Below are 18,176 nucleotides of genomic sequence, written 5' to 3' on the forward strand. Positions count from 1 at the left end.
TTGTGCGTTGCCGCACCGTCCTATCGGGTGGTCGTTGTCTCTCAGAAATCCTGGCCGGGCTTTTCAGCAGTCTTGTCAGCGTCCGCCATCCGGTATCGGACCAGCATCTGGCTACGTGACAGGAATGACTTGCTCGCCGGGCCCGCGAGCAGGGCAGCATGTATCACATTTGACCGGGTAAGTGCCAAATCCAATTCTATCGATTTCAGCGCAGTGACGACGGGAATCTGCGGCTTGGCACCGCGATTTCCGTCATTTTGACGTGCCAGCATGTCCAATTTGCGGATTCCGTCCGCGGCCCCGTCGCTGGCATGGATCAGGACCTCGGCCGTGCCTTCCCGCAGGGCGCTTTCGACCTTGCCGAAGCCAGCCACAATCTGGCCCGCCTTGGCGGCAATCCCAAGGGCTTCCGTCACACTCCGAACCAGGAGCGCCTCGATGTCGGCGGGAAGCGTCTGGGGAGTGCGCAGCTCGCGCTTGAAGGCCTTGCTAAATTGGTGACGCCGCACGGCTTCCGCAACCACCTCGCGCGAGGCGGTGACCCACATGCCGCGTCCGGGCAGCTTGCGCTTGAGATCGGGAACTATGTCGCCTTGCGGCGAAATGACGAAGCGGATCAGCTCGTCGATCGGCCGGACCTCGCGACTGACCGCGCACATCCGCATGGTCGCGGACCTTTCGGTCCGCGGTCCATGGTCGAGATCGTGGTCGGTATCTGCGAGCATCCGGGCGACATTCTCCTTCGTCCTTAAGCCGGCTGATCTTCGGTCGCCTCGGCCTCCTCGGCCGGCTTGGCGAGATCGGCTTCGGTGATCCAGCCGGCCTTGACGCGGGCCTGCATGATCATGGCTTCGGCATCGTCACGGGAGATCTCGATACCGTCGAGCGCACCCGGATATTTGGTCTGCTCGCCGCCTTCCTTGCGCTCGGTCCAGCCGACCAGATCGTCGGTGGCGCAGCCGGCGAGATCCTCGACCGTCTTGATGTCGTTCTCGCCGAACTTGACCAGCATCTTGGAGGTGACGCCGGGCACGTCCTTGACGGCGTCCTCGACACCGAGCTCCTTGCGCTTGGCCTCGATCTCGGCCTCCTGCTGCTCGAGATATTCGCGGGCACGGTTCTGGAGCTCCTGCGCGGTCTCCTCGTCGAAGCCTTCGATGCCGGCGAGTTCCTTCAGGTCCACCATCGCGAGTTCCTCGACCGAGGTGAAGCCTTCGGACGCCAGCAATTGGCCGACCACTTCGTCGACATTGAGCGATTCCATGAAGACGCGGGTGGAGTTCTCGAAGTCGGCCTGGCGGCGCTCCGATTCCTCCTGCTCGGTCAGGATGTCGATGTCCCAGCCGGTGAGCTGCGAGGCCAGACGCACGTTCTGGCCGCGGCGGCCGATCGCCAGCGAGAGCTGGTTGTTGGTGTCGGGTACGACGACCTCGATGCGCTCGCGGTCTTCGTCGATGACGACCTTGGAGACTTCGGCCGGCGCCAGCGCGTTGACCACGAAGGTCGCGATGTCGGGCGACCACGGAATGATGTCGATCTTCTCGCCCTGCAGCTCGTTCACCACCGCCTGCACGCGCGAGCCGCGCATACCGACACAGGCGCCGACCGGATCGACCGAGGAATCGCGGGAAATCACGCCGATTTTCGCGCGCGAGCCGGGATCGCGGGCCACCGCCTTGATCTCGACGATGCCGTCATAGATTTCCGGCACTTCCTGCGCGAACAGCTTCGCCATGAATTGCGGATGAGTGCGGGAGAGGAAGATCTGCGGGCCGCGGGTCTCGCGGCGGACGTCGAAGATGTAGGCGCGGACGCGGTCGCCGTTGCGGAACACTTCGCGCGGCAGCATCTCGTCGCGGCGGATGATGGCTTCACCGCGGCCGAGGTCGACGATCACGCTGCCATATTCGACGCGCTTGACGACGCCGTTGACGATGTCGCCGATGCGGTCCTTGAATTCCTGATATTGCCGGTCGCGCTCGGCCTCGCGCACCTTCTGCACGATCACCTGCTTGGCCGATTGCGCGGCGATGCGGCCATATTCCAGCGGCGGCAGCGTATCGGCGATGGTGTCACCGACCTGGGCGCCGGGATTGGCGCGCTGGGCATCCACCAGCGAGATCTGGTTGGAATGATTTTCGACCTTCTCGACCACCAGCATGTGGCGCGACAGCCGCAGCTCGCCCTTCTTCGGGTCGATCTCGGCATGAACGTCAGTCTCGCTGCCGTAACGTGCCCGTGCCGCCTTGGCGATGGCGTCTTCCATCGCCGCGATGACGATGCCGCGGTCGATCGATTTCTCGCGCGCAACGGCATCGGCGATCTGGAGCAATTCAAGTCGATTGGCGCTGACTGCCATGGCTAGTCTCCTTCGTCAGGCTCGATCTCGCCCCGTCGCGCGCGTTCGGCGGCCAGGCGGTGCTTCTTCGTATTGGTCGGTGCCGGCTTCTTTTTTTGCGGCTTGGTGTTCTTGGTGATCTTCGCACTGATTTCCGCGTGCGGTGCAGCCGGCGGCTCGATGCCGAGATCGCGGCGCATCTGGCGCTCCTCGGCCTTGCCGCGGCGCATAGATTCCGCGATCAGCTCATCGGTCAGCACCAGACGTGCCTCGCCGATATCTTCCATCGTCAGGAGAACGTCGGCAGCGTCGGCCGCCTTGGCGTCGTCGCGGTGCAGATGCACGCGGTCGCCCTCGACGGTACCAAGCACGCCACGGAACCGCTTCCGCCCCTCATGGGCGACCGCCATGTCGATCTTCACCAGATGGCCGGAATAGCGTTCGAAATCCGACCGGCGCACCAGCGGGCGGTCGATCCCCGGCGAGGAGATTTCCAGCCGGTAAGCGCGATCGATGGGGTCGGCGACATCGAGCACCGGCGACAGCGCCCGCGAGATCGCCTCGCAATCCTCGAGCTGCATCGAGCCGTCCGGCCGCTCGGCCATGATCTGCACGGTGCAGCCGGCCTCGCCGGAAATGCGGATCCGCACCAGGCGGTAGCCCATGCCCTCGAGCACCGGACCTGCGACCGCGGACACACGTGCCGCCACGCCCGGCTCGACCACGAGCCTCGGCTCGGCCAGCAACTCGGCATCCGTGGAACCAGTGTTCGGTTCGGTCATATCAGGGGTCAAGGCGCTCGATGGTTAAGGCTTGGTTAAAGACTTGAACAGGTTCGGTTGCAGAGCCTGTTTCGGAACCCTTTATCCCGGCAGCTCGCCGGGCCGCATATCTTCCACCAAGCCGCGTTCAGGTAATAAAAAAGAGCGGGTCCTTTCGGGCCCACTCTCACTACGCGGATCGTATGAGAAGATGAATTGGCGCTGATATAGCCCTTTCCGTCCTCCCGGACAAGGCCCATCGCGGGAAAGACGAGGCTTTTTGCGCCCGGCCTGTGGCCCCCCGCGCAACGCTTCCTTCATCTAGGAGGCCTAAATTCCCTGATTGTGGGGCGGCTTGGACCAAGGGCGCACCCGCGGCGTGCCCTGTACGAGTTGCGTTTTCATGACCGCTGCCACGTCGCTCATTCCCGGACTGGACGATATCGTCAAACGCGGCGACCCCCGGCGTCGCGGCGAGATCGCGCGCGCCATCGCCCAGCTGTTCTTCCAGGACGCCGAGAAGCTCCGTCCCGATCTCGTCGATCTCTTCGACAATCTGTTGATCGACCTCGTTCCGCATGCCGAGCTTACCTCGCGGGTTGACCTCGCCGAGCGCTTCTCGCGCCTGAACAATGCGCCGCCGCATCTGGTGAGCCAGCTCGCGCGCGAAAACGAGATCATGGTGGCGGGCCCGGTGTTGCGCCGCTCGCCGGTGCTCGACGACGCCGCTCTCGTCGAGATCGCGCGGCTGAAGGGCCAGGGCCATCTGCTGGCGATGACCGAGCGCCCCGCGCTGTCGGTTGCCGTCACCGACGTGCTGGTCGAGCGCGGCGATCGTGACGTGGTGCGTCGCGCCGCGGGCAATGCCGGCGCGGTGTTCTCGCAAGGCAGCTATTCCGAGCTGATCAAGCGTGCGTCGCAGGACGGCGTGCTGACGCTCAGGATCGGCCAGCGCAACGATCTCTCGGGCGAGCACCTGAAACAGCTGCTCGACGGCACGCTCGACGTCATCCGCCGCCGCCTCTCGAGCGTGGTCAATCCCGTGCGCCAGGTCGAGATCAAGCACGCCATGGCGGCGATCGAGGAGGCCGCGCTGCCGCCGGGGCCGCGCCGCGATTTCTCGGCTGCACAGCGCACGGTGCTGACCTTGCATCGCGAGGGTCATCTCGGCGAGAGCGCACTGCTCGGCTTCGCCAAGGCGCTCAAATACGAGGAATCGATCGCCTCGCTTGCGGCGATGTCCGGCGTCCGCCTCTCGATCCTCGATCGCCTGGTCGCGGGCGACCGCTACGATCCGATCCTGATCCTGGGTCGCATGCTCAATCTCGGCTGGCCCACGGTGCGCGCGCTGATCCTGATGTGGTACGGCCCGCATCGCACGCCGGCCGATGCCGATCTCGAGCAGGCGCGCGTGAACTTCACGCGCCTGATGCCGTCAACGGCCGAGCGCGTCGTGAAATTCTGGCGCAACCGGCAGACGATCTAGCGCCGCCTGAACCGCAGATACGTCGTCTTGCGCCCTTCGCGCGTGGCCTTCCGGCCGTAGCGCGTCATGGTGTAGCCGTCCCATGGCCGACGGAAATCGTCGGCGCATTCGGCGAGCCACTGAAAATCCGTCGATCGCGCCAGATGCATCAGCGTCCACGCGCAATAATCGTCGATATCGCACACGAAACGGAATTCGCCGCCCGCCCTCAGCACGCGTGCCATCGCGGCGATGGTCCGGTCCTGGACGAAGCGCCGCTTCCAGTGCCGCCGCTTCGGCCAGGGATCGGGATGGATCAGGTCGATCCGCGACAGCGATGCCGGCGGCAGCCAGGCCAGGAGCTCGGTGGCATCGCCCGCGAACAGGCGGATGTTGCCGATGTTGGCGGCCTCGATCTGTGCGAGGATTTTTGCCATGCCGTTGACATAGGGCTCGCAGCCGATGAAGCCGGTCGTGGCGAAGTTCTGGGCCTCGGCCGCAAGATGCTCGCCGCCGCCGAAGCCGATCTCGAGCCGCACATCGTCGGCCGCGTGATCGAAGATATCGTTGGCGTTCGCCGGCTTCTCACCCTCGATGTCGAGCGAAAGATGCGGCAGCAGATGATCGATCAGCTCGGCCTGGTGCTGCCTGAGCTTGTGGCCCTTGCGGCGCCCGAAGAAGGCGCGCTCGCTGTCATCGCGATCGGGATCTGATTTTCGTTCGCTCATCGCAGCGTCTGGTACAGGCGATGGAGCAGCCGCGCGCGGGGTTCGAGCGACGAGACGTAGATCTGCTCATAATGGGTGTGTGCGCCCTTGCCGTCGACGCCGAGTCCGTCGAGCGTTGCGGTGTGCGCGGCGGTGAAATTGCCATCCGAGCCGCCGCCGGTGTGGGTGTCGATCAACTCGAAGCCGATCTCGGTGGCAAGCGACTTCGCATGCTCGTACAGCGAGGCGCCTGCGTTGCTCTTCTCGTAGGGTGGACGGTTGAGCCCGCCCGTGACCTTGACCGTGACGCCATCCGTCTTCGACGTCAGCCCGAGGATCTTGCCGACGAACTCTTCCGCGTCGGCAAAGCTCGGCACGCGCAGGTCGACTTCGGCATAGGCCTCTTCCGGCGTGACGTTGGGGCGCGTGCCGCCGCGCGCCACGCCGACATTCACCGTAACGCCGCGTGCCAGATCATTCATCGCTTCCAGCGCCAGGATGACGTTGGCAAGCTCGCGGATCGCGCTGCGGCCATCCTGGGGCCGCGTGCCGGCATGTGCGGGTACACCCTTGATGAAGACTTCGAATCGTCCGACGCCCTTGCGCCCGGTGACGATCTTGCCGCCGTCGCGCGCGGGCTCAGTCACCAGCACGTATTTGGCCTTGCGCCCTTCCGCCTCGATCAGCTTGCGCGAGGTCGGGCTGCCGATCTCCTCGTCGGAGGTGAACAAATGGGTGATGCCGAGCGGCGAGCGATCGCCGGCGGCGCAGAGCGCGCGAAAGGCGTGATGGGCGATATAGGCGCCGCCCTTCATGTCGTAGATGCCGGGACCGAACGCGCTGTCGCCTTCGACCTTGAACGGCAGGCGCTCGATGAATCCCATGGGATGAACGGTATCGAGGTGGCTCAGCACCAAAATGCCCGGCCGGTCCTGGCCCCAGGTCGAGCGTGCAACGAGATGATTGCCGCAACCATCGACGCCGGCGACGCGCTCGAGCGTAACCGGCAGATCGCGGTATTGCTCCGCGACCACGGAGATCAGCTTGTTGACCTGTTCAGGTGTGTCCGTCGGCGTCTCGATCTCCACCCAGCGGCGGATGCCATCGAGAATAGTTTGTGAATCGAACCAATTGGACTTGGTCATGAACGCATCTGTGCCTTTGAACCGCATCATCTGATAGCACGCGCATCAGGGCGCGGCCGCAAATGACGACATAGGCCAGATTTGGCGCAGTCTCAAATCGGATTGAGCCGTCGCGTCACCGTTTGTCGGGACCTTCGCGGGCGGCGATCTGCTCGACGAGATCGACGATCGAGCGGCGCATCTTCGAATCAGTGATTCGGGTGAACGCCTTGGTCAAGGCGAGACCTTCGGAGGTCGCGAGGAAGTCCGAGACATAGGAAGGCGAGGCGCCTTCGGCGAAGCCATCCGGGCCGGCCACGCCGCTCGGCCCGCCCTCGAACAGGAACGACACCGGCACCTGCAGAATCTCGGCGATCTGCTGGATGCGGCTCGCGCCGACGCGATTCGTGCCCTTCTCGTACTTCTGGATCTGCTGGAAAGTCAGGCCCAAAGCTTCACCGAGCTTTTCCTGGCTCATGCCCAACATGATGCGGCGCATACGCACGCGGCTGCCGACATATTTGTCAACAGGGTTGGGCGCTTTCGACATTTCCTCAGCCTCCAAACATCACCTTCGGCGCAATCACAAGAATGCCTCCGGTGCCAGCATCGTCAAAATCAAACCCTGTTATTGGGAAACATTGCGGAGAAATTTAGCAACGCCCACTGTCTTTCGCAGCAGGTGCAGAATGAGGAACCCCTGTGCAGTCTGTCAACCGTGGGACTACGGTTGTCAAAGGATTCCGGGCGCGGCGGCGGCGAGAGCGTGATCAGGGGTGCCGTTTGGCAACACGTCGGCGGACCGCCAGAATCACGGCCAGCGCAACGAGCATGGCTGCGGGCACGTCGCCCACCCGCGCATAGACGGTCGGCGGAATTGCGGCGGGCAGGTTTGCATCCAAAATGCCTTCGACGCCGAGGCCGAGGCTGGCAACGGTTCGTCCCACCGGATCGATCACCGCTGACACGCCGGTATTGGCGGACCGGACCAGCGGCAATCCGAGCTCGATCGCACGCATCCGGGCCTGCTCGAGATGCTGATAGGGGCCGGTCGACATGCCGAACCAGCCGTCATTGGTGAGGTTCACGATCCAGCCCGGACGCTCGTTGCGGGCGGCGACCTCGCCTGGAAAAATTGCTTCGTAGCAGATCAGCGGCAGCGCGGGCGGCGCGCCGGGCACCGCTAGCGCATGTCGCACGCTGCCGGGAATGAAGCCGCCGCGCACGCGCGTGAGTTGCTCGAAGCCGAGCTTCTCCATCAGGTCCTGGTAGGGCAGGAATTCGCCGAACGGCACGAGGTGCAGCTTGTCGTAGACCGAGAGCACGCTGCCGTCGTGATCGATCACGTAGATCGAGTTGTAGGCGCGCGTGATCGGCGTGCCCCGCGGCAGGTCGGGGGCGCGGACCGAGCCTGTGATCAGCACCGTGCCCTTCGGCAGCAGCTCGGCGATCTCAGCCATCGCGTCGGCTTCGCGGGTCAGGAAGAACGGAAAGGCGGATTCCGGCCAGATCAGGATGGTGGCATCGCGCACGCCGGTCGATTGCGGCCCCGAGGCGCGGTCCGACAGCGCCAGATATTTCTTCATCACCTCCGCCTTGGCGGCGTAGTTGAATTTCGCGTCCTGCTGGAGGTCCGGCTGCATCAGGCGCAGCTTCACACCCGCGACCATCGTGGTCGGATGCAGCGACAGGCGGATCGCGCCGAAGATGCTCATGACAACCAGAAGCGCAATCGCAGCGGCCGGCGCGCGCCATGCCGGGCGGCGATCGGGCGTGCGGTCGATCAGCGCCGCCGGGCTTGCGAAGATCGCAACGCTAAGGAACGTCATGCCCCACAGGCCGATCAGCGACGCTGTCTGCGCCAGCGGCAGCGGCTCGGACAGGGCATAGCCGAACGCGTTCCAGGGGAAGCCGGTCAATGCGTGACCGCGCAGCCATTCGGCGATGGTGAGGCTTGCGGCGAGCGCGAGGATGCGCGTCGCATCCTTGGTCCAGAGCAGGCGGGCCAGCGCGAATCCGATCGCGGTGAAGATGGAGAGATAGGCCGGCAGGCCAAGCACGGCGAACGGCGTCAGCCAAGCGAACACATCGGCGTCGACGAAGAAGGCGTAGCCGATCCAGTAGAGGCCGGGGACGAAATAGCCGAGCCCGAACCAATAGCCCGTCAGAGCCGCGGCGGGGACGCCGCGATATCGTCCGGCGCCCGCACCATCGATCAGCCAGACCAGCACCGGGAAGGTAATGAACAGCACCGGAAAGACATTGAACGGCGCCAGCGCCAGCACCGACAGCGCGCCGCACCCCATCGCGACGAGCGCGCGCTTCCATCCCCAGGTGAGGATGATGGCAAGCGCAATCTGCCGAAGCCGCTGGAACGAAGTCACTGCGGACCGGTCCCGTCGCTTGGCGGCGGGACGGGCGTGTCGCTGGAAGGCGGTTGACCGCTCTCCGGCGTGGCCTCGCGGCGGCGGCTCTCGCGCTGGGTACGCGGCGCGGGACGCTCCTTCCGCGTCGAGATGCGCAACCGCTTGACGCGGCGCGGATCGGCATCGAGCACCTCGATCTCGTAATGGCCGGGGCCGGAGATCACCTCGCCGCGCACCGGCAGGCGCCCGACGAAGCTGACCAGATAGCCGCCGAGCGTCTCGACTTCCTCGCCGGCCTCGCCGGTGACGAAATCCTCGCCGATCACCGTGCGGACGTCGTCGAGGCTGGCGCGGGCGTCTGCAATGAAGGCGTTGTCGGGCAGCCGCACGATCGAGGGCGGCTCGTCGCTGTCATGCTCGTCGTCGATCTCGCCGACGATCTGCTCGACGATGTCCTCGAGCGAAACCAGTCCGTCGCTGCCGCCATATTCGTCGACCACCAGCGCCAGATGGATGCGCGTGGCCTGCATTTGCGCCAGCAGGTCGATCGCGCGCATCGACGGCGGCACGTAGAGCAGCTTGCGGATGATGCGCGCATCCTGCAGCGGTAGCGCCAGGTCGACCGTACGCAGGTCGAGGCCGGCCGGCAGCGGCTTCTTGCGCTTGGTTTTCGTGGCCTCGGACACCCGTGCGCGCGCGGTCATGAAGGCGAGCAGATCGCGGATGTGGACGATGCCGACGGGGTCATCCAGCGTCTCGTTGTAGACGACGAGGCGCGAATGGCCGGCGCCCTCGAAGCGGTCCATCAACTCGCCGAGCGGGATGTCGCGCTTCACCGCGATGATGTCGGCACGATGCACCATGACGTCGGCGATGCGGCGCTCGTGCAGACCGAGGATGTTGCGCAACATGGTGCGCTCGACGGTCGAGAAGCCGGTGTCGTCAGGCGTCGTGGCATCGAGCACGACCTGGAGATCGTCGCGCACCGATCCCGCCTTCCAGCCGAACAGGGTGCGAATGGCACGCAGCAGCCAGCCTTCCGCGGTCGGCCGCATCACCTCGCCTGATGTCACCACGACCGGCAAATTGGCGGTATTGCGCGGATTGTCGTGAATAGGGTCGGAATCGGGCATCTCAATGCGTCCCCGGGCGGTCTGCATAGGGATCGGGTATGCCGAGATGAGACAGGATCTCTCGTTCGAGCGCTTCCATCTCCTCCGCGTCGCCATCGTTCTCGTGGTCGTAGCCGATCAGGTGCAGGAAACCATGCACGGCGAGATGGCTCAAATGATGATCGAACGGCTTCTGTTCCTCGTCCGCCTCGCGCCGCATGGTCTCGTAGGCGATCGCGATGTCGCCGAGCATGCGCGGCGCATCGCCTTCCTTCCACTCGCCCTCCGGCTGGAGCGCGGGGAACGACAGCACGTTGGTCGGCTTGTCGATGCCGCGCCAGTTGCTGTTGAGCGTGCGGATGCCGGCATCATCGGTCAGCATCACGGCCACTTCGGCGTCGGCAACGTCCTCGTCGACACTCTCGGCGGCGGCTGCCACCGCACGCTGGATCACCGTTTCGGAATCGGGCTCGCGCTGCCAGCAATCGGCAACGACGAGGACCTCGGTCATGGGAAGGTTTGGATGTGACATCTTGTTTGTTCGGAACCAAAGGACGCCCTGTCCGCGCCCATATGGTCCGGCTGTTGTCTCGTCAGGATTTACCGGCGGCCGGCCGTTGCGGCTGCCCTTCATAGGCAGAGACGATTCGTGCCACGAGCTCGTGGCGGATCACGTCCTCGGCTTTGAAATGAACTTGTGCAATGCCTTCGACGCCGCTCAACAGGCGCGTTGCCTCGGCGAGGCCCGAGGTCTGGCCGTTCGGCAGGTCGATCTGCGAGGGATCGCCCGTCACGATCATGCGGCTGTTCTCGCCGAGACGGGTCAAGAACATCTTCATCTGCATCGACGTGGTGTTCTGCGCCTCGTCCAGGATGATGGCAGCGTTGGTCAGCGTGCGGCCGCGCATGAAGGCGAGCGGCGCGATCTCGATCTCGCCGGTCTGGAGCGCCCGCTCGACGATGCGCGCGTCCATGAGGTCGTAAAGCGCGTCGTAGATCGGACGGAGATACGGATCGACCTTCTCGCGGAGATCGCCGGGCAAAAAGCCGAGCCGCTCGCCGGCCTCGACCGCCGGACGCGACAGGATGATCTTGTCGACTTCCTTGCGCTCGAACAGCTGCGCGGCATGCGCGACCGCGAGCCAGGTCTTGCCGGTGCCGGCGGGGCCGATGCCGAACACCAGCTCGTGGCGCTTCAGCGCGCGGATGTAGGAATCCTGCGCGGCGGTGCGCGCGCGCACCGGGCGCTTGCGCAAATTGATGCTGTCGAAGGTGGATTTGGCCGATTTGGCGTCGAATTCGAACAGCGAGCCCTGTGCGATCACGGCGCGGATCGCGCCTTCGACTTCGCCCTGGTCGAGATCCTGCCCCTTCACGGCCTGCGCGTAGAGTGCCTCCAGCACGCGGCGCGCGGCGTCGCAGCCGTCGCGCGTGCCGCCGATGGTGATGTGGTTGCCCTTGGAGTCGACCACCACGCCGAGCCGCCGCTCGATCTGAGCGAGATGCTGGCCGTAGGGGCCGACCAGCGCGGAAGCGGCGCGGTTGTCGTCGAAGTCGATGACGACCTGGGTCTCGGGCGGAACTTGCATGTCGCGGTCAAATTTGCGGCTGGGAGCGAGCGAAGACGAATCCGATGCGCTTTTTGGCAAGGGTTCAGGCTCCAATGGCTTGCGATAAAGCGGGCTCGCGCGGGTTACGCGGCGTCACGAGCTCACCGAGGAAACTATAGCGTTCGAGGCTGTCGATCCGGACCGGCAGGATTTGTCCGATGATGTCGGGCGAGGCCATCACATGCGCAGGCTGGAGGAAGGCGGTGCGGCCGACGATCTGGCCCTCCTTGCGGGCCGGACGCTCGAACAGCACATCGACCGTTGAGCCAATCGCGGCCTTGTTGAAGGCCGATTGCTGGCTGTCGATCAGTTCCTGGAGCCGCTCCAATCGCTGGTCCATCTCGGCGGGGGACACCGTCTCCTGCATATCCGCGGCCGGCGTTCCCGGCCGGGCGGAGTATTTGAACGAATATGCCGCAGCGTAGCCGATTTGCGTGACAAGCGCGAGGGTGGCGAGAAAATCTTGCTCGCTTTCGCCGGGGAAGCCCACGATAAAATCTGATGAAAAAGCAATATCTTGGCGCGCGGACCGGAAACGGTCGATGACATCGAGATAATCATCGGCGGTATGTTTCCGGTTCATGGCGGCGAGAATCCGGTCCGAACCCGACTGCACCGGCAGGTGCACGAACGGCATCAGCTCACCGAGATCGCGATGGGCTGCAATCAAACTGTCATCGACATCGCGGGGATGGCTGGTCGAATAGCGCAGCCGCGCGATGCCCGGAATCTTCGCCAGATGTTCGAGCAACCGGCCGAGCGGCCAGCTTGTCCCGTCCGGTCCCTCGCCGTGATAGGCGTTGACGTTCTGCCCGATCAGCGTGAGCTCGCGCACGCCGTTGTCGGCGAGCCGCTTCACGTCGTCGACGATCTTCGCCACGGGACGCGAGACTTCGGCGCCGCGCGTATAGGGCACCACGCAGAAGGTGCAGAACTTGTCGCAGCCTTCCTGCACCGTGACGAAAGCGGAAACGCCGCGCGCACGGATCGCGTCGGGTTTGGGCTGGGCCAGGAAGCCGAACTTGTCGGCTGCGGGAAATTCGGTCTCGATCGCACGACCTTCGTCGCGCGCGCGCTTCAAAAGCTCCGGAAGGTGATGATAGCTCTGCGGGCCGACCACGACGTCAACCACCGGCGCGCGGCGCGTGATCTCCCCACCCTCGGCCTGCGCCACGCAGCCCGCCACCGCGATCTGCATCGCCCGGCCCCCGCGCGCGGCCTCGTCCTTGGCGACCCGCAGCCGGCCAAGCTCGGAATAGACCTTTTCGGAGGCCTTCTCGCGGATATGGCAGGTGTTGAGGATGACGAGGTCGGCATCCTCCGCGTTGGCCGTCTCCACGAATCCTTCAGGAGCCAGCGTGTCCACCATGCGCTGGGCATCGTAGACGTTCATCTGACAGCCATATGATTTGATGTGCAGCTTGCGCGGCGGCGTCATGGAACCCGGAATTGAGGTGGAGGACGCCCCTCAGATATAGGCTAGAGGGGCGAAAATCCAGCGATTGGGGGCCCCAAACGGTATTCCGGGGCGCCCAGAAGGCGGGTGAACCCGGAATTTCAGCAAAACCTCGGGATTCGACCCTTCACGCGCACCGTTCGTGCCCCGGATGATGCCAATTGGTCGGAATCAGCCCGCCGGGGCGTCCGCCTCGACCCGCCGGACCAGCTCCGGCAATTGCCGCATATCGTCGAACGTCAGGCCGGCGCCGGCGGCTCGCAGCCTTTCGGCGTGACCCGGCGGGCAGTGGCTGCCGCCATGAAACCCCAGCACGGCCATCCCGGCGGCGTGTGCGCCGGTTACGCCGGGGACGCTGTCCTCGATCACCAGGCATCGTTCCGGTGCGACCTTCATCTGCGCGGCGGCAAAGAGGAACAGGTCGGGTGCGGGCTTGCCGCGTGCGACCTGGCTTGCGGAAAAGATGTTCGGGGCGAGCAGGTCGTAGAGTCCGGCGCAGGTCAGGCCGTGATGGATCTTTTCCGGCGTGCCGCTCGATGCGACGCATTTGGGCAAATCGATCGCGCCAATCGCTGCCGCGACATGGGTGATCGGCTGGAGATCGCTGGCGTAGAATTGCAGCGTGGCTGCACTCACCTGGCTCTCGAGATCGTCGGGAAGACTGCGGCCGATCTCCTGCTCGACCATCCGCCGCGCGTCTTTCTCGGAGACGCCGAGGAAGCGCACCAACACCTGCTCCGACGTGATCGGATAACCGTGCCGCGTGAGCACGTCGGCATGCGCGCGACAGGAAATGACCTCGCTGTCCACGAGCACGCCGTCGCAATCGAAGATGATGAGATCGATGGACACTAGATCAAGACGTCGGCTTGTCGTCGTCGAGCGGAACGCAATAGAGCTCGAGCCGATGATCGACCAGCTTGTAGCCGAGCTTGCGGGCAATCTCCGCCTGCAGCTTCTCGATCTCTTCGGAGGTGAACTCGATCACCTTGCCGTCGCGCAGATTGATGAGGTGGTCGTGATGGCTGTCGCGCATCGTCTCGTAGCGCGCGCGGCCCTCGCGGAAATCATGGCGCTCGATGATGCCGGCATCCTCGAACAGCTTGACGGTGCGATACACGGTCGAGATCGAGATCTTGTCGTCGACGGCGACGCAGCGCCGGTACAGTTCCTCGACGTCGGGGTGGTCGACCGATTCCGCCAGCACGCGGGCGATGACGCGGCGCTGCTCGGTCATGCGCATGCCGGTGGCGGCGCAGCGTGCCTCGATGCCGGTCGCCTTGGAGGCGGAGGAAGGTTTAAGTCCAGTCATAGGGTGTCTGCCTGACGGGGCGCTTTCTGCCATCAATGTTACGACAAGTCACGTCGCATCAGAAGTGCGTTCAATTGTTCCCCGTTGGGCTGCTTATAGTAGCGTTCGCGGCGCCCGACCACCATGAATCCGGCCCGATCGTAGAGCCGCCGCGCCGGCTGGTTATTTTCTTCGACTTCGAGAAATATTGTGCGCACGCCGCGCCCCGCGAGGTGGCCGAGATGCGTCATCAGCAGTGTGTGGGAAAGGCCACGGCCGCGGTGAGCCTGGTCGACCGCGATAGAGAGGATTTCCGCTTCGTCCGCGCCGATCCGCGAGACCGCGAATCCGATGGTCTTGCGGCCGAGCCGCAACCGGTGCACGAGCGTGTTGCGCTCGCCGATCATGCCTTCGAACTCGCTTTCGCCCCAGCCGCGGGCAAAGGATTGTCCGTGCAGTTGCGCCAGCCGCGCGGCGTCGCGCGTGGAGGCCGGCTCGACGGCGGCCGTGCCGCCGCGCCACCATTCCGAAAACCATCTCATCATGAGGTTGCGGCTTGTGCGGCGAGCGGTGGCTGTGCGGCCGGCTTTGCGTCGGGCGCCTTCAGATAGAACGGCCGCGCCGGCGTGGTTTCGGGATTGGCCGCGGCGCCGAGCCAGGCGACCCAGCCGATGTCGGGCGCGGGCTGGGCGTCGACCGCAACGGGTTGCGGACCGTCCTTCGGCCAGCGATCGGCGAGGATCTTTGCGGCATTGCCGACCAGATGCGGCGCACCGAATTGCGAGGCCGCGATCGCCGCGTCAATGGGAGCGACGCTCGGCCGCACCAGCTGGCTGCCGTCGCCGGCCACGATTTGGAAGTAGACGTGATCGTGCCGCGCGTCGATTGCCGAGATCACCGGCGCCGTTCCGCTCTGGCCGACGACGGTGGCGGCATAGGCCGAAAGCGTCGTCAGCCCGACGGCGGGCCGCTTCGCCGCAAGCGCGAGGCCGCGCGCCGCCGAAATGCCGACCCTCAGGCCCGTGAAGCTTCCGGGGCCGACGGTGACGGCGATGCGGTCGAGCGAGGTGAAGGCAAGATCGGCCGATTGCATCACGCGCGCGATCATCGGCATCAGCGCTTCGGCGTGGCCGCGCTTCATCAGAAGCGATTCCTGCGCAAGCAGCTGGCCGGCGTCGGTGTCGAGAACGGCGGCCGCGCACGCCTCCAGCGCGGTATCAATGGCAAGGATCAGCATGGAAAAGCGAATGGCGAGTGGCGAATAGCGAACACTCTAGCCGATCGGAATGCCATTCGCCATTCGCTACTCGCCATTCGCTTACCGATTACATCGGCCGGACTTCGACCACGTCGGGCACGAAATGCTTCAGCAAATTCTGAATGCCGTGCTGGAGCGTCGCGGTCGATGACGGGCAGCCGGCGCAGGAGCCCTTCATGTTGAGATAGACGATCCCGTCCTTGAAGCCGCGGAAGGTGATGTCGCCGCCGTCATTGGCGACCGCGGGCCGCACGCGGGTCTCGATCAGATCCTTGATCATGTCGACCGTCTCGGCATCGGACTCGTCGAAGAACTCGTCCTCGTCGTCGAGCTCGGCATCGCTTGGAGCCGCGCCATCGGCGAGCAACGGCGCGCCGGACATGTAGTGCTCCATGATGGCGCCGAGGATCGCGGGCTTGAGCTGCTGCCATTCACCGTTCGCCTTGGTCACGGTGATGAAATCCGATCCATAGAACACGCCGGTGACGCCGGGCACGTCGAACAGCTTTTCGGCCAGCGGCGAGCGCGTGGCCGATTCGCGGCTCGAAAATTCCATCGGGCCGCCGTCGACGACGACGCGGCCCGGAATGAACTTCAGCGTGGCGGGATTGGGGGTGGCTTCGGTTTGAATGAACATGGTTTTCTCCAGACGTCGCCGGTTCAAGGCCGGCGCGCAAGCTATCCAGTAGCAGATGGCGACGAGGAACGCACGGTCAAGGGGGAGTGGGGCATTAGTTCAAGATTTTCAGAGGGTTGGACTCCGCTCACCCTTCCCTGGAGGGGGAGGATCGATCGCGCGAAGCGCGAGCGGGGTGGGGTGATCTCTCCATACGGGCCGTGTGCGAGGCGGAGAGACCGTGACCCCACCCCGCTCCGCATTTCGCTTCGCTCCATGCGAAGCGACCCACGAGCGAGCTACGCTCGTCTCGGACCCTTCCAGGGGAGGGTAAGAAACAGGTTACGACAGCGAATCCACGCTTCCGTCGCTCAGCGCGCCCGAGATGATCGTCACCGGCACCGGGAACGTGCCCAATTCATGCGCGAGCAGTGCGACCAAGGGTCCCGGACCCTCCGCGCCGGGATTGGCGGCGAGCACCAGCATGGCGATGTCAGGGTCCTCGTCGATCACCGCGAGCAGTTGCTCCATTGCATCGCCTTCGCGGATCACCCGCTCCGGGGTGATCGCCGCGATGCCGTTGGCGCGGCCGGCGGCGCGGTCGAGCGCGGCTTCCGCCGCCTCCTGCGCCTCGGCGCGCATGATGTCGGCGACACCCAGCCATTCCTGGCTCTGCTGCTCGGACTCGATGATGCGCAGCATCACCACGCCGCCGCCGGCACGGATCGCCCAGCGGCTGGCATAATAGACCGCGCGATCCCATTCGGCGGTGTCATCGACGATCACGAGGCATTTGGGCTTGTGACCCGGCTCGAAGCAAAGTCGCTTGCTGGTCATGCATGTCCCGGAATGTGCACGGCCGGCATGCTGCCACACTCCCTCACGCTTGGGGAGAGGAGAAGCGGCCGGCGCAGTGGACGCCGGCCGGGTCTCGCAAATGCGGGAAATCAGCGCCGGCGGATGAAGCCGACGATGTCCTTCGAGAGCTTCATGGTCTCGTCGGCGATGGCGCGGGCCCGGTCGGCGCCATCGTTCAGGATCGCGTCGATATGACCGGGGTCGGCGACGAGGCGCTTCATCTCGCCGGCGATCGGCGAGAGTTTCGTGACGCACAGATCCACCAGGGAATTCTTGAAGCTGGAGAACTGGCCGCCGCCGAATTCTCTGAGCACGTCGGCCTTGGAGCGGCCGGAGAGCGCGGCGAAGATGCCGACGAGATTGTCGGCCTCGGGGCGCGCTTCCAGGCCCTTTTCCTCTGACGGCAGCGGCTCCGGATCGGTCTTCGCCTTGCGCACCTTCTGCGCGATGGTGTCGGCGTCGTCGGTCAAATTGATGCGCGAATTGTCGGACGCATCCGACTTCGACATCTTCTTGGTGCCGTCGCGCAAGGACATTACGCGCGTCGCCGGTCCTGTGATCAGCGGTTCCGGCAGCGGGAAGAACAGGCCGTCATTGGCGCCGAGGCTGCGGATCGAGTCACCAAAGTCGTTGTTGAACTTCTGCGCGATGTCGCGCGAGAGCTCGAGATGCTGCTTCTGGTCCTCGCCGACCGGAACGTGGGTGGCGCGGTACAGCAGAATGTCGGCGGCCATCAGCACGGGATAGTCGAACAGACCCACGGACGCGTTCTCGCGATCCTTGCCGGCCTTCTCCTTGAACTGGGTCATGCGGCCCAGCCAACCCATGCGCGCGACGCAGTTGAAGATCCAGGCGAGCTCGGCATGGCCGGAGACCTGGCTCTGGTTGAACACGATGTGCTTCTTCGGATCGATGCCGCTCGCGATGAACGCGGCGGTCACCTCGCGGGTGTTGCGCGCGAGCTCGACCGGCCCGCCCCAGACGTCCACGCCTTGCGTGATCGCGTGCATGTCGACGACGCAATAGATGCAGTTGTGGGTTTCCTGCATCTTCACGAAGTTGACGATCGCGCCGAGATAATTGCCGAGATGCAGATTGCCGGTCGGCTGGACGCCTGAAAAGACCCGTTCAACGAATGCCATGGTAAGTCTTCCTGGAAGGTATTCGGCCGTCGTTTCCAACAGCGGCGCTGCCCCGTCAAGGGTAATTCGATG

At 64.8% G+C, this 18,176-nt stretch carries 19 protein-coding genes; 1 reads left to right on the forward strand and 18 read right to left on the reverse strand.

What is annotated here, in order from left to right; genetic code table 11:
- Nucleotides 1-41: 41 nt before the first annotated feature.
- The 3 genes from AC5ZFO_RS05710 to rimP are packed head-to-tail and all read right to left on the reverse strand — an operon-like array spanning nucleotide 42 to nucleotide 3,120.
- The gene (locus tag AC5ZFO_RS05710) at nucleotides 42-725 is read right to left on the reverse strand and encodes an RNA-binding protein (protein ID WP_282521616.1); all 684 of its coding nucleotides are present in this window, start codon (nucleotides 723-725) and stop codon (nucleotides 42-44) included.
- 23 nt (nucleotides 726-748) lie between these two features.
- On the reverse strand, nucleotides 749-2,359 hold the full coding sequence (gene nusA / locus AC5ZFO_RS05715) for a transcription termination factor NusA (protein WP_085405048.1): 1,611 nt from the start codon (nucleotides 2,357-2,359) through the stop codon (nucleotides 749-751).
- A 2-nt stretch (nucleotides 2,360-2,361) separates the two neighbouring features.
- Complete coding sequence (gene rimP / locus AC5ZFO_RS05720) at nucleotides 2,362-3,120, reverse strand: ribosome maturation factor RimP (RefSeq protein WP_496121639.1); 759 nt, start codon at nucleotides 3,118-3,120, stop codon at nucleotides 2,362-2,364.
- A 382-nt stretch (nucleotides 3,121-3,502) separates the two neighbouring features.
- On the opposite strand from rimP, the gene AC5ZFO_RS05725 reads away from it, so the two are divergent.
- Nucleotides 3,503-4,585: a DUF2336 domain-containing protein gene (locus AC5ZFO_RS05725; RefSeq protein ID WP_282521614.1), complete on the forward strand. Its 1,083-nt coding sequence runs from the start codon at nucleotides 3,503-3,505 to the stop codon at nucleotides 4,583-4,585.
- On the opposite strand, the gene trmB is transcribed toward AC5ZFO_RS05725, so the two are convergent.
- The 15 genes from trmB to trpS form a co-directional block, all read right to left on the reverse strand.
- A complete protein-coding gene (trmB, locus tag AC5ZFO_RS05730) occupies nucleotides 4,582-5,292 on the reverse strand; it encodes a tRNA (guanosine(46)-N7)-methyltransferase TrmB (protein WP_282521613.1) in 711 nt (236 codons plus the stop codon). The genes AC5ZFO_RS05725 and trmB overlap by 4 nt on opposite strands.
- Nucleotides 5,289-6,446 (reverse strand): M20 family metallopeptidase, encoded by a 1,158-nt coding sequence (locus AC5ZFO_RS05735; protein WP_496121641.1) that lies wholly within the window; start codon nucleotides 6,444-6,446, stop codon nucleotides 5,289-5,291. Before AC5ZFO_RS05735 ends, trmB begins: the two co-directional genes overlap by 4 nt.
- A gap of 85 nt (nucleotides 6,447-6,531) precedes the next feature.
- Nucleotides 6,532-6,945 (reverse strand): helix-turn-helix domain-containing protein, encoded by a 414-nt coding sequence (locus AC5ZFO_RS05740; protein WP_008131807.1) that lies wholly within the window; start codon nucleotides 6,943-6,945, stop codon nucleotides 6,532-6,534.
- A 220-nt stretch (nucleotides 6,946-7,165) separates the two neighbouring features.
- Nucleotides 7,166-8,779: an apolipoprotein N-acyltransferase gene (lnt, locus tag AC5ZFO_RS05745; RefSeq protein ID WP_282521611.1), complete on the reverse strand. Its 1,614-nt coding sequence runs from the start codon at nucleotides 8,777-8,779 to the stop codon at nucleotides 7,166-7,168.
- The gene (locus AC5ZFO_RS05750) at nucleotides 8,776-9,894 is read right to left on the reverse strand and encodes a hemolysin family protein (RefSeq protein ID WP_282521610.1); all 1,119 of its coding nucleotides are present in this window, start codon (nucleotides 9,892-9,894) and stop codon (nucleotides 8,776-8,778) included. Before AC5ZFO_RS05750 ends, lnt begins: the two co-directional genes overlap by 4 nt.
- Before the next feature lies 1 nt (nucleotide 9,895).
- Nucleotides 9,896-10,384 carry an rRNA maturation RNase YbeY gene (gene ybeY, locus AC5ZFO_RS05755; RefSeq protein ID WP_404979803.1) on the reverse strand — a complete coding sequence of 163 codons (489 nt, stop codon included), beginning with the start codon at nucleotides 10,382-10,384 and terminating at the stop codon, nucleotides 9,896-9,898.
- Nucleotides 10,385-10,466: 82 nt separating this feature from the next.
- On the reverse strand, nucleotides 10,467-11,462 hold the full coding sequence (locus AC5ZFO_RS05760) for a PhoH family protein (RefSeq protein WP_282521608.1): 996 nt from the start codon (nucleotides 11,460-11,462) through the stop codon (nucleotides 10,467-10,469).
- A gap of 64 nt (nucleotides 11,463-11,526) precedes the next feature.
- Entirely contained in the window at nucleotides 11,527-12,921 is a 1,395-nt protein-coding gene (gene miaB / locus AC5ZFO_RS05765) for a tRNA (N6-isopentenyl adenosine(37)-C2)-methylthiotransferase MiaB (protein WP_282521607.1), read from the reverse strand.
- Between the two features lie 189 nt (nucleotides 12,922-13,110).
- Complete coding sequence (locus AC5ZFO_RS05770; protein WP_282521606.1) at nucleotides 13,111-13,791, reverse strand: HAD family hydrolase; 681 nt, start codon at nucleotides 13,789-13,791, stop codon at nucleotides 13,111-13,113.
- A gap of 4 nt (nucleotides 13,792-13,795) precedes the next feature.
- Nucleotides 13,796-14,251, reverse strand: a complete 456-nt coding sequence (locus AC5ZFO_RS05775) for a Fur family transcriptional regulator (RefSeq protein ID WP_028150589.1) — start codon at nucleotides 14,249-14,251, stop codon at nucleotides 13,796-13,798.
- A 38-nt stretch (nucleotides 14,252-14,289) separates the two neighbouring features.
- A complete protein-coding gene (gene rimI, locus AC5ZFO_RS05780; protein WP_282521605.1) occupies nucleotides 14,290-14,775 on the reverse strand; it encodes a ribosomal protein S18-alanine N-acetyltransferase in 486 nt (161 codons plus the stop codon).
- Nucleotides 14,772-15,467, reverse strand: a complete 696-nt coding sequence (tsaB, locus tag AC5ZFO_RS05785) for a tRNA (adenosine(37)-N6)-threonylcarbamoyltransferase complex dimerization subunit type 1 TsaB (RefSeq protein WP_496121647.1) — start codon at nucleotides 15,465-15,467, stop codon at nucleotides 14,772-14,774. Before tsaB ends, rimI begins: the two co-directional genes overlap by 4 nt.
- An 88-nt stretch (nucleotides 15,468-15,555) precedes the next feature.
- Entirely contained in the window at nucleotides 15,556-16,125 is a 570-nt protein-coding gene (locus tag AC5ZFO_RS05790) for a NifU family protein (protein WP_028150592.1), read from the reverse strand.
- A gap of 321 nt (nucleotides 16,126-16,446) precedes the next feature.
- Nucleotides 16,447-16,941 carry a universal stress protein gene (locus AC5ZFO_RS05795; protein ID WP_282521603.1) on the reverse strand — a complete coding sequence of 165 codons (495 nt, stop codon included), beginning with the start codon at nucleotides 16,939-16,941 and terminating at the stop codon, nucleotides 16,447-16,449.
- 110 nt (nucleotides 16,942-17,051) lie between these two features.
- Nucleotides 17,052-18,104 carry a tryptophan--tRNA ligase gene (gene trpS, locus AC5ZFO_RS05800; protein WP_282521602.1) on the reverse strand — a complete coding sequence of 351 codons (1,053 nt, stop codon included), beginning with the start codon at nucleotides 18,102-18,104 and terminating at the stop codon, nucleotides 17,052-17,054.
- Nucleotides 18,105-18,176 lie beyond the last annotated feature (72 nt).

The sequence above is a fragment of the Bradyrhizobium sp. Unk1 genome, assembly GCF_059512345.1.

Excerpts from the sequence above, each read along its gene's own strand:
- AC5ZFO_RS05710 (WP_282521616.1), bottom strand. The coding sequence starts at position 725 with ATGCTCGCAGATACCGACCACGATCTCGACCATGGACCGCGGACCGAA.
- nusA (WP_085405048.1), bottom strand. The coding sequence starts at position 2,359 with ATGGCAGTCAGCGCCAATCGACTTGAATTGCTCCAGATCGCCGATGCC.
- rimP (WP_496121639.1), bottom strand. The coding sequence starts at position 3,120 with ATGACCGAACCGAACACTGGTTCCACGGATGCCGAGTTGCTGGCCGAG.
- AC5ZFO_RS05725 (WP_282521614.1), top strand. The coding sequence starts at position 3,503 with ATGACCGCTGCCACGTCGCTCATTCCCGGACTGGACGATATCGTCAAA.
- trmB (WP_282521613.1), bottom strand. The coding sequence starts at position 5,292 with ATGAGCGAACGAAAATCAGATCCCGATCGCGATGACAGCGAGCGCGCC.
- AC5ZFO_RS05735 (WP_496121641.1), bottom strand. The coding sequence starts at position 6,446 with ATGATGCGGTTCAAAGGCACAGATGCGTTCATGACCAAGTCCAATTGG.
- AC5ZFO_RS05740 (WP_008131807.1), bottom strand. The coding sequence starts at position 6,945 with ATGTCGAAAGCGCCCAACCCTGTTGACAAATATGTCGGCAGCCGCGTG.
- AC5ZFO_RS05750 (WP_282521610.1), bottom strand. The coding sequence starts at position 9,894 with ATGCCCGATTCCGACCCTATTCACGACAATCCGCGCAATACCGCCAAT.
- ybeY (WP_404979803.1), bottom strand. The coding sequence starts at position 10,384 with ATGACCGAGGTCCTCGTCGTTGCCGATTGCTGGCAGCGCGAGCCCGAT.
- AC5ZFO_RS05760 (WP_282521608.1), bottom strand. The coding sequence starts at position 11,462 with ATGCAAGTTCCGCCCGAGACCCAGGTCGTCATCGACTTCGACGACAAC.
- miaB (WP_282521607.1), bottom strand. The coding sequence starts at position 12,921 with ATGACGCCGCCGCGCAAGCTGCACATCAAATCATATGGCTGTCAGATG.
- AC5ZFO_RS05775 (WP_028150589.1), bottom strand. The coding sequence starts at position 14,251 with ATGACTGGACTTAAACCTTCCTCCGCCTCCAAGGCGACCGGCATCGAG.
- rimI (WP_282521605.1), bottom strand. The coding sequence starts at position 14,775 with ATGATGAGATGGTTTTCGGAATGGTGGCGCGGCGGCACGGCCGCCGTC.
- tsaB (WP_496121647.1), bottom strand. The coding sequence starts at position 15,467 with ATGCTGATCCTTGCCATTGATACCGCGCTGGAGGCGTGCGCGGCCGCC.
- AC5ZFO_RS05790 (WP_028150592.1), bottom strand. The coding sequence starts at position 16,125 with ATGTTCATTCAAACCGAAGCCACCCCCAATCCCGCCACGCTGAAGTTC.
- AC5ZFO_RS05795 (WP_282521603.1), bottom strand. The coding sequence starts at position 16,941 with ATGACCAGCAAGCGACTTTGCTTCGAGCCGGGTCACAAGCCCAAATGC.
- trpS (WP_282521602.1), bottom strand. The coding sequence starts at position 18,104 with ATGGCATTCGTTGAACGGGTCTTTTCAGGCGTCCAGCCGACCGGCAAT.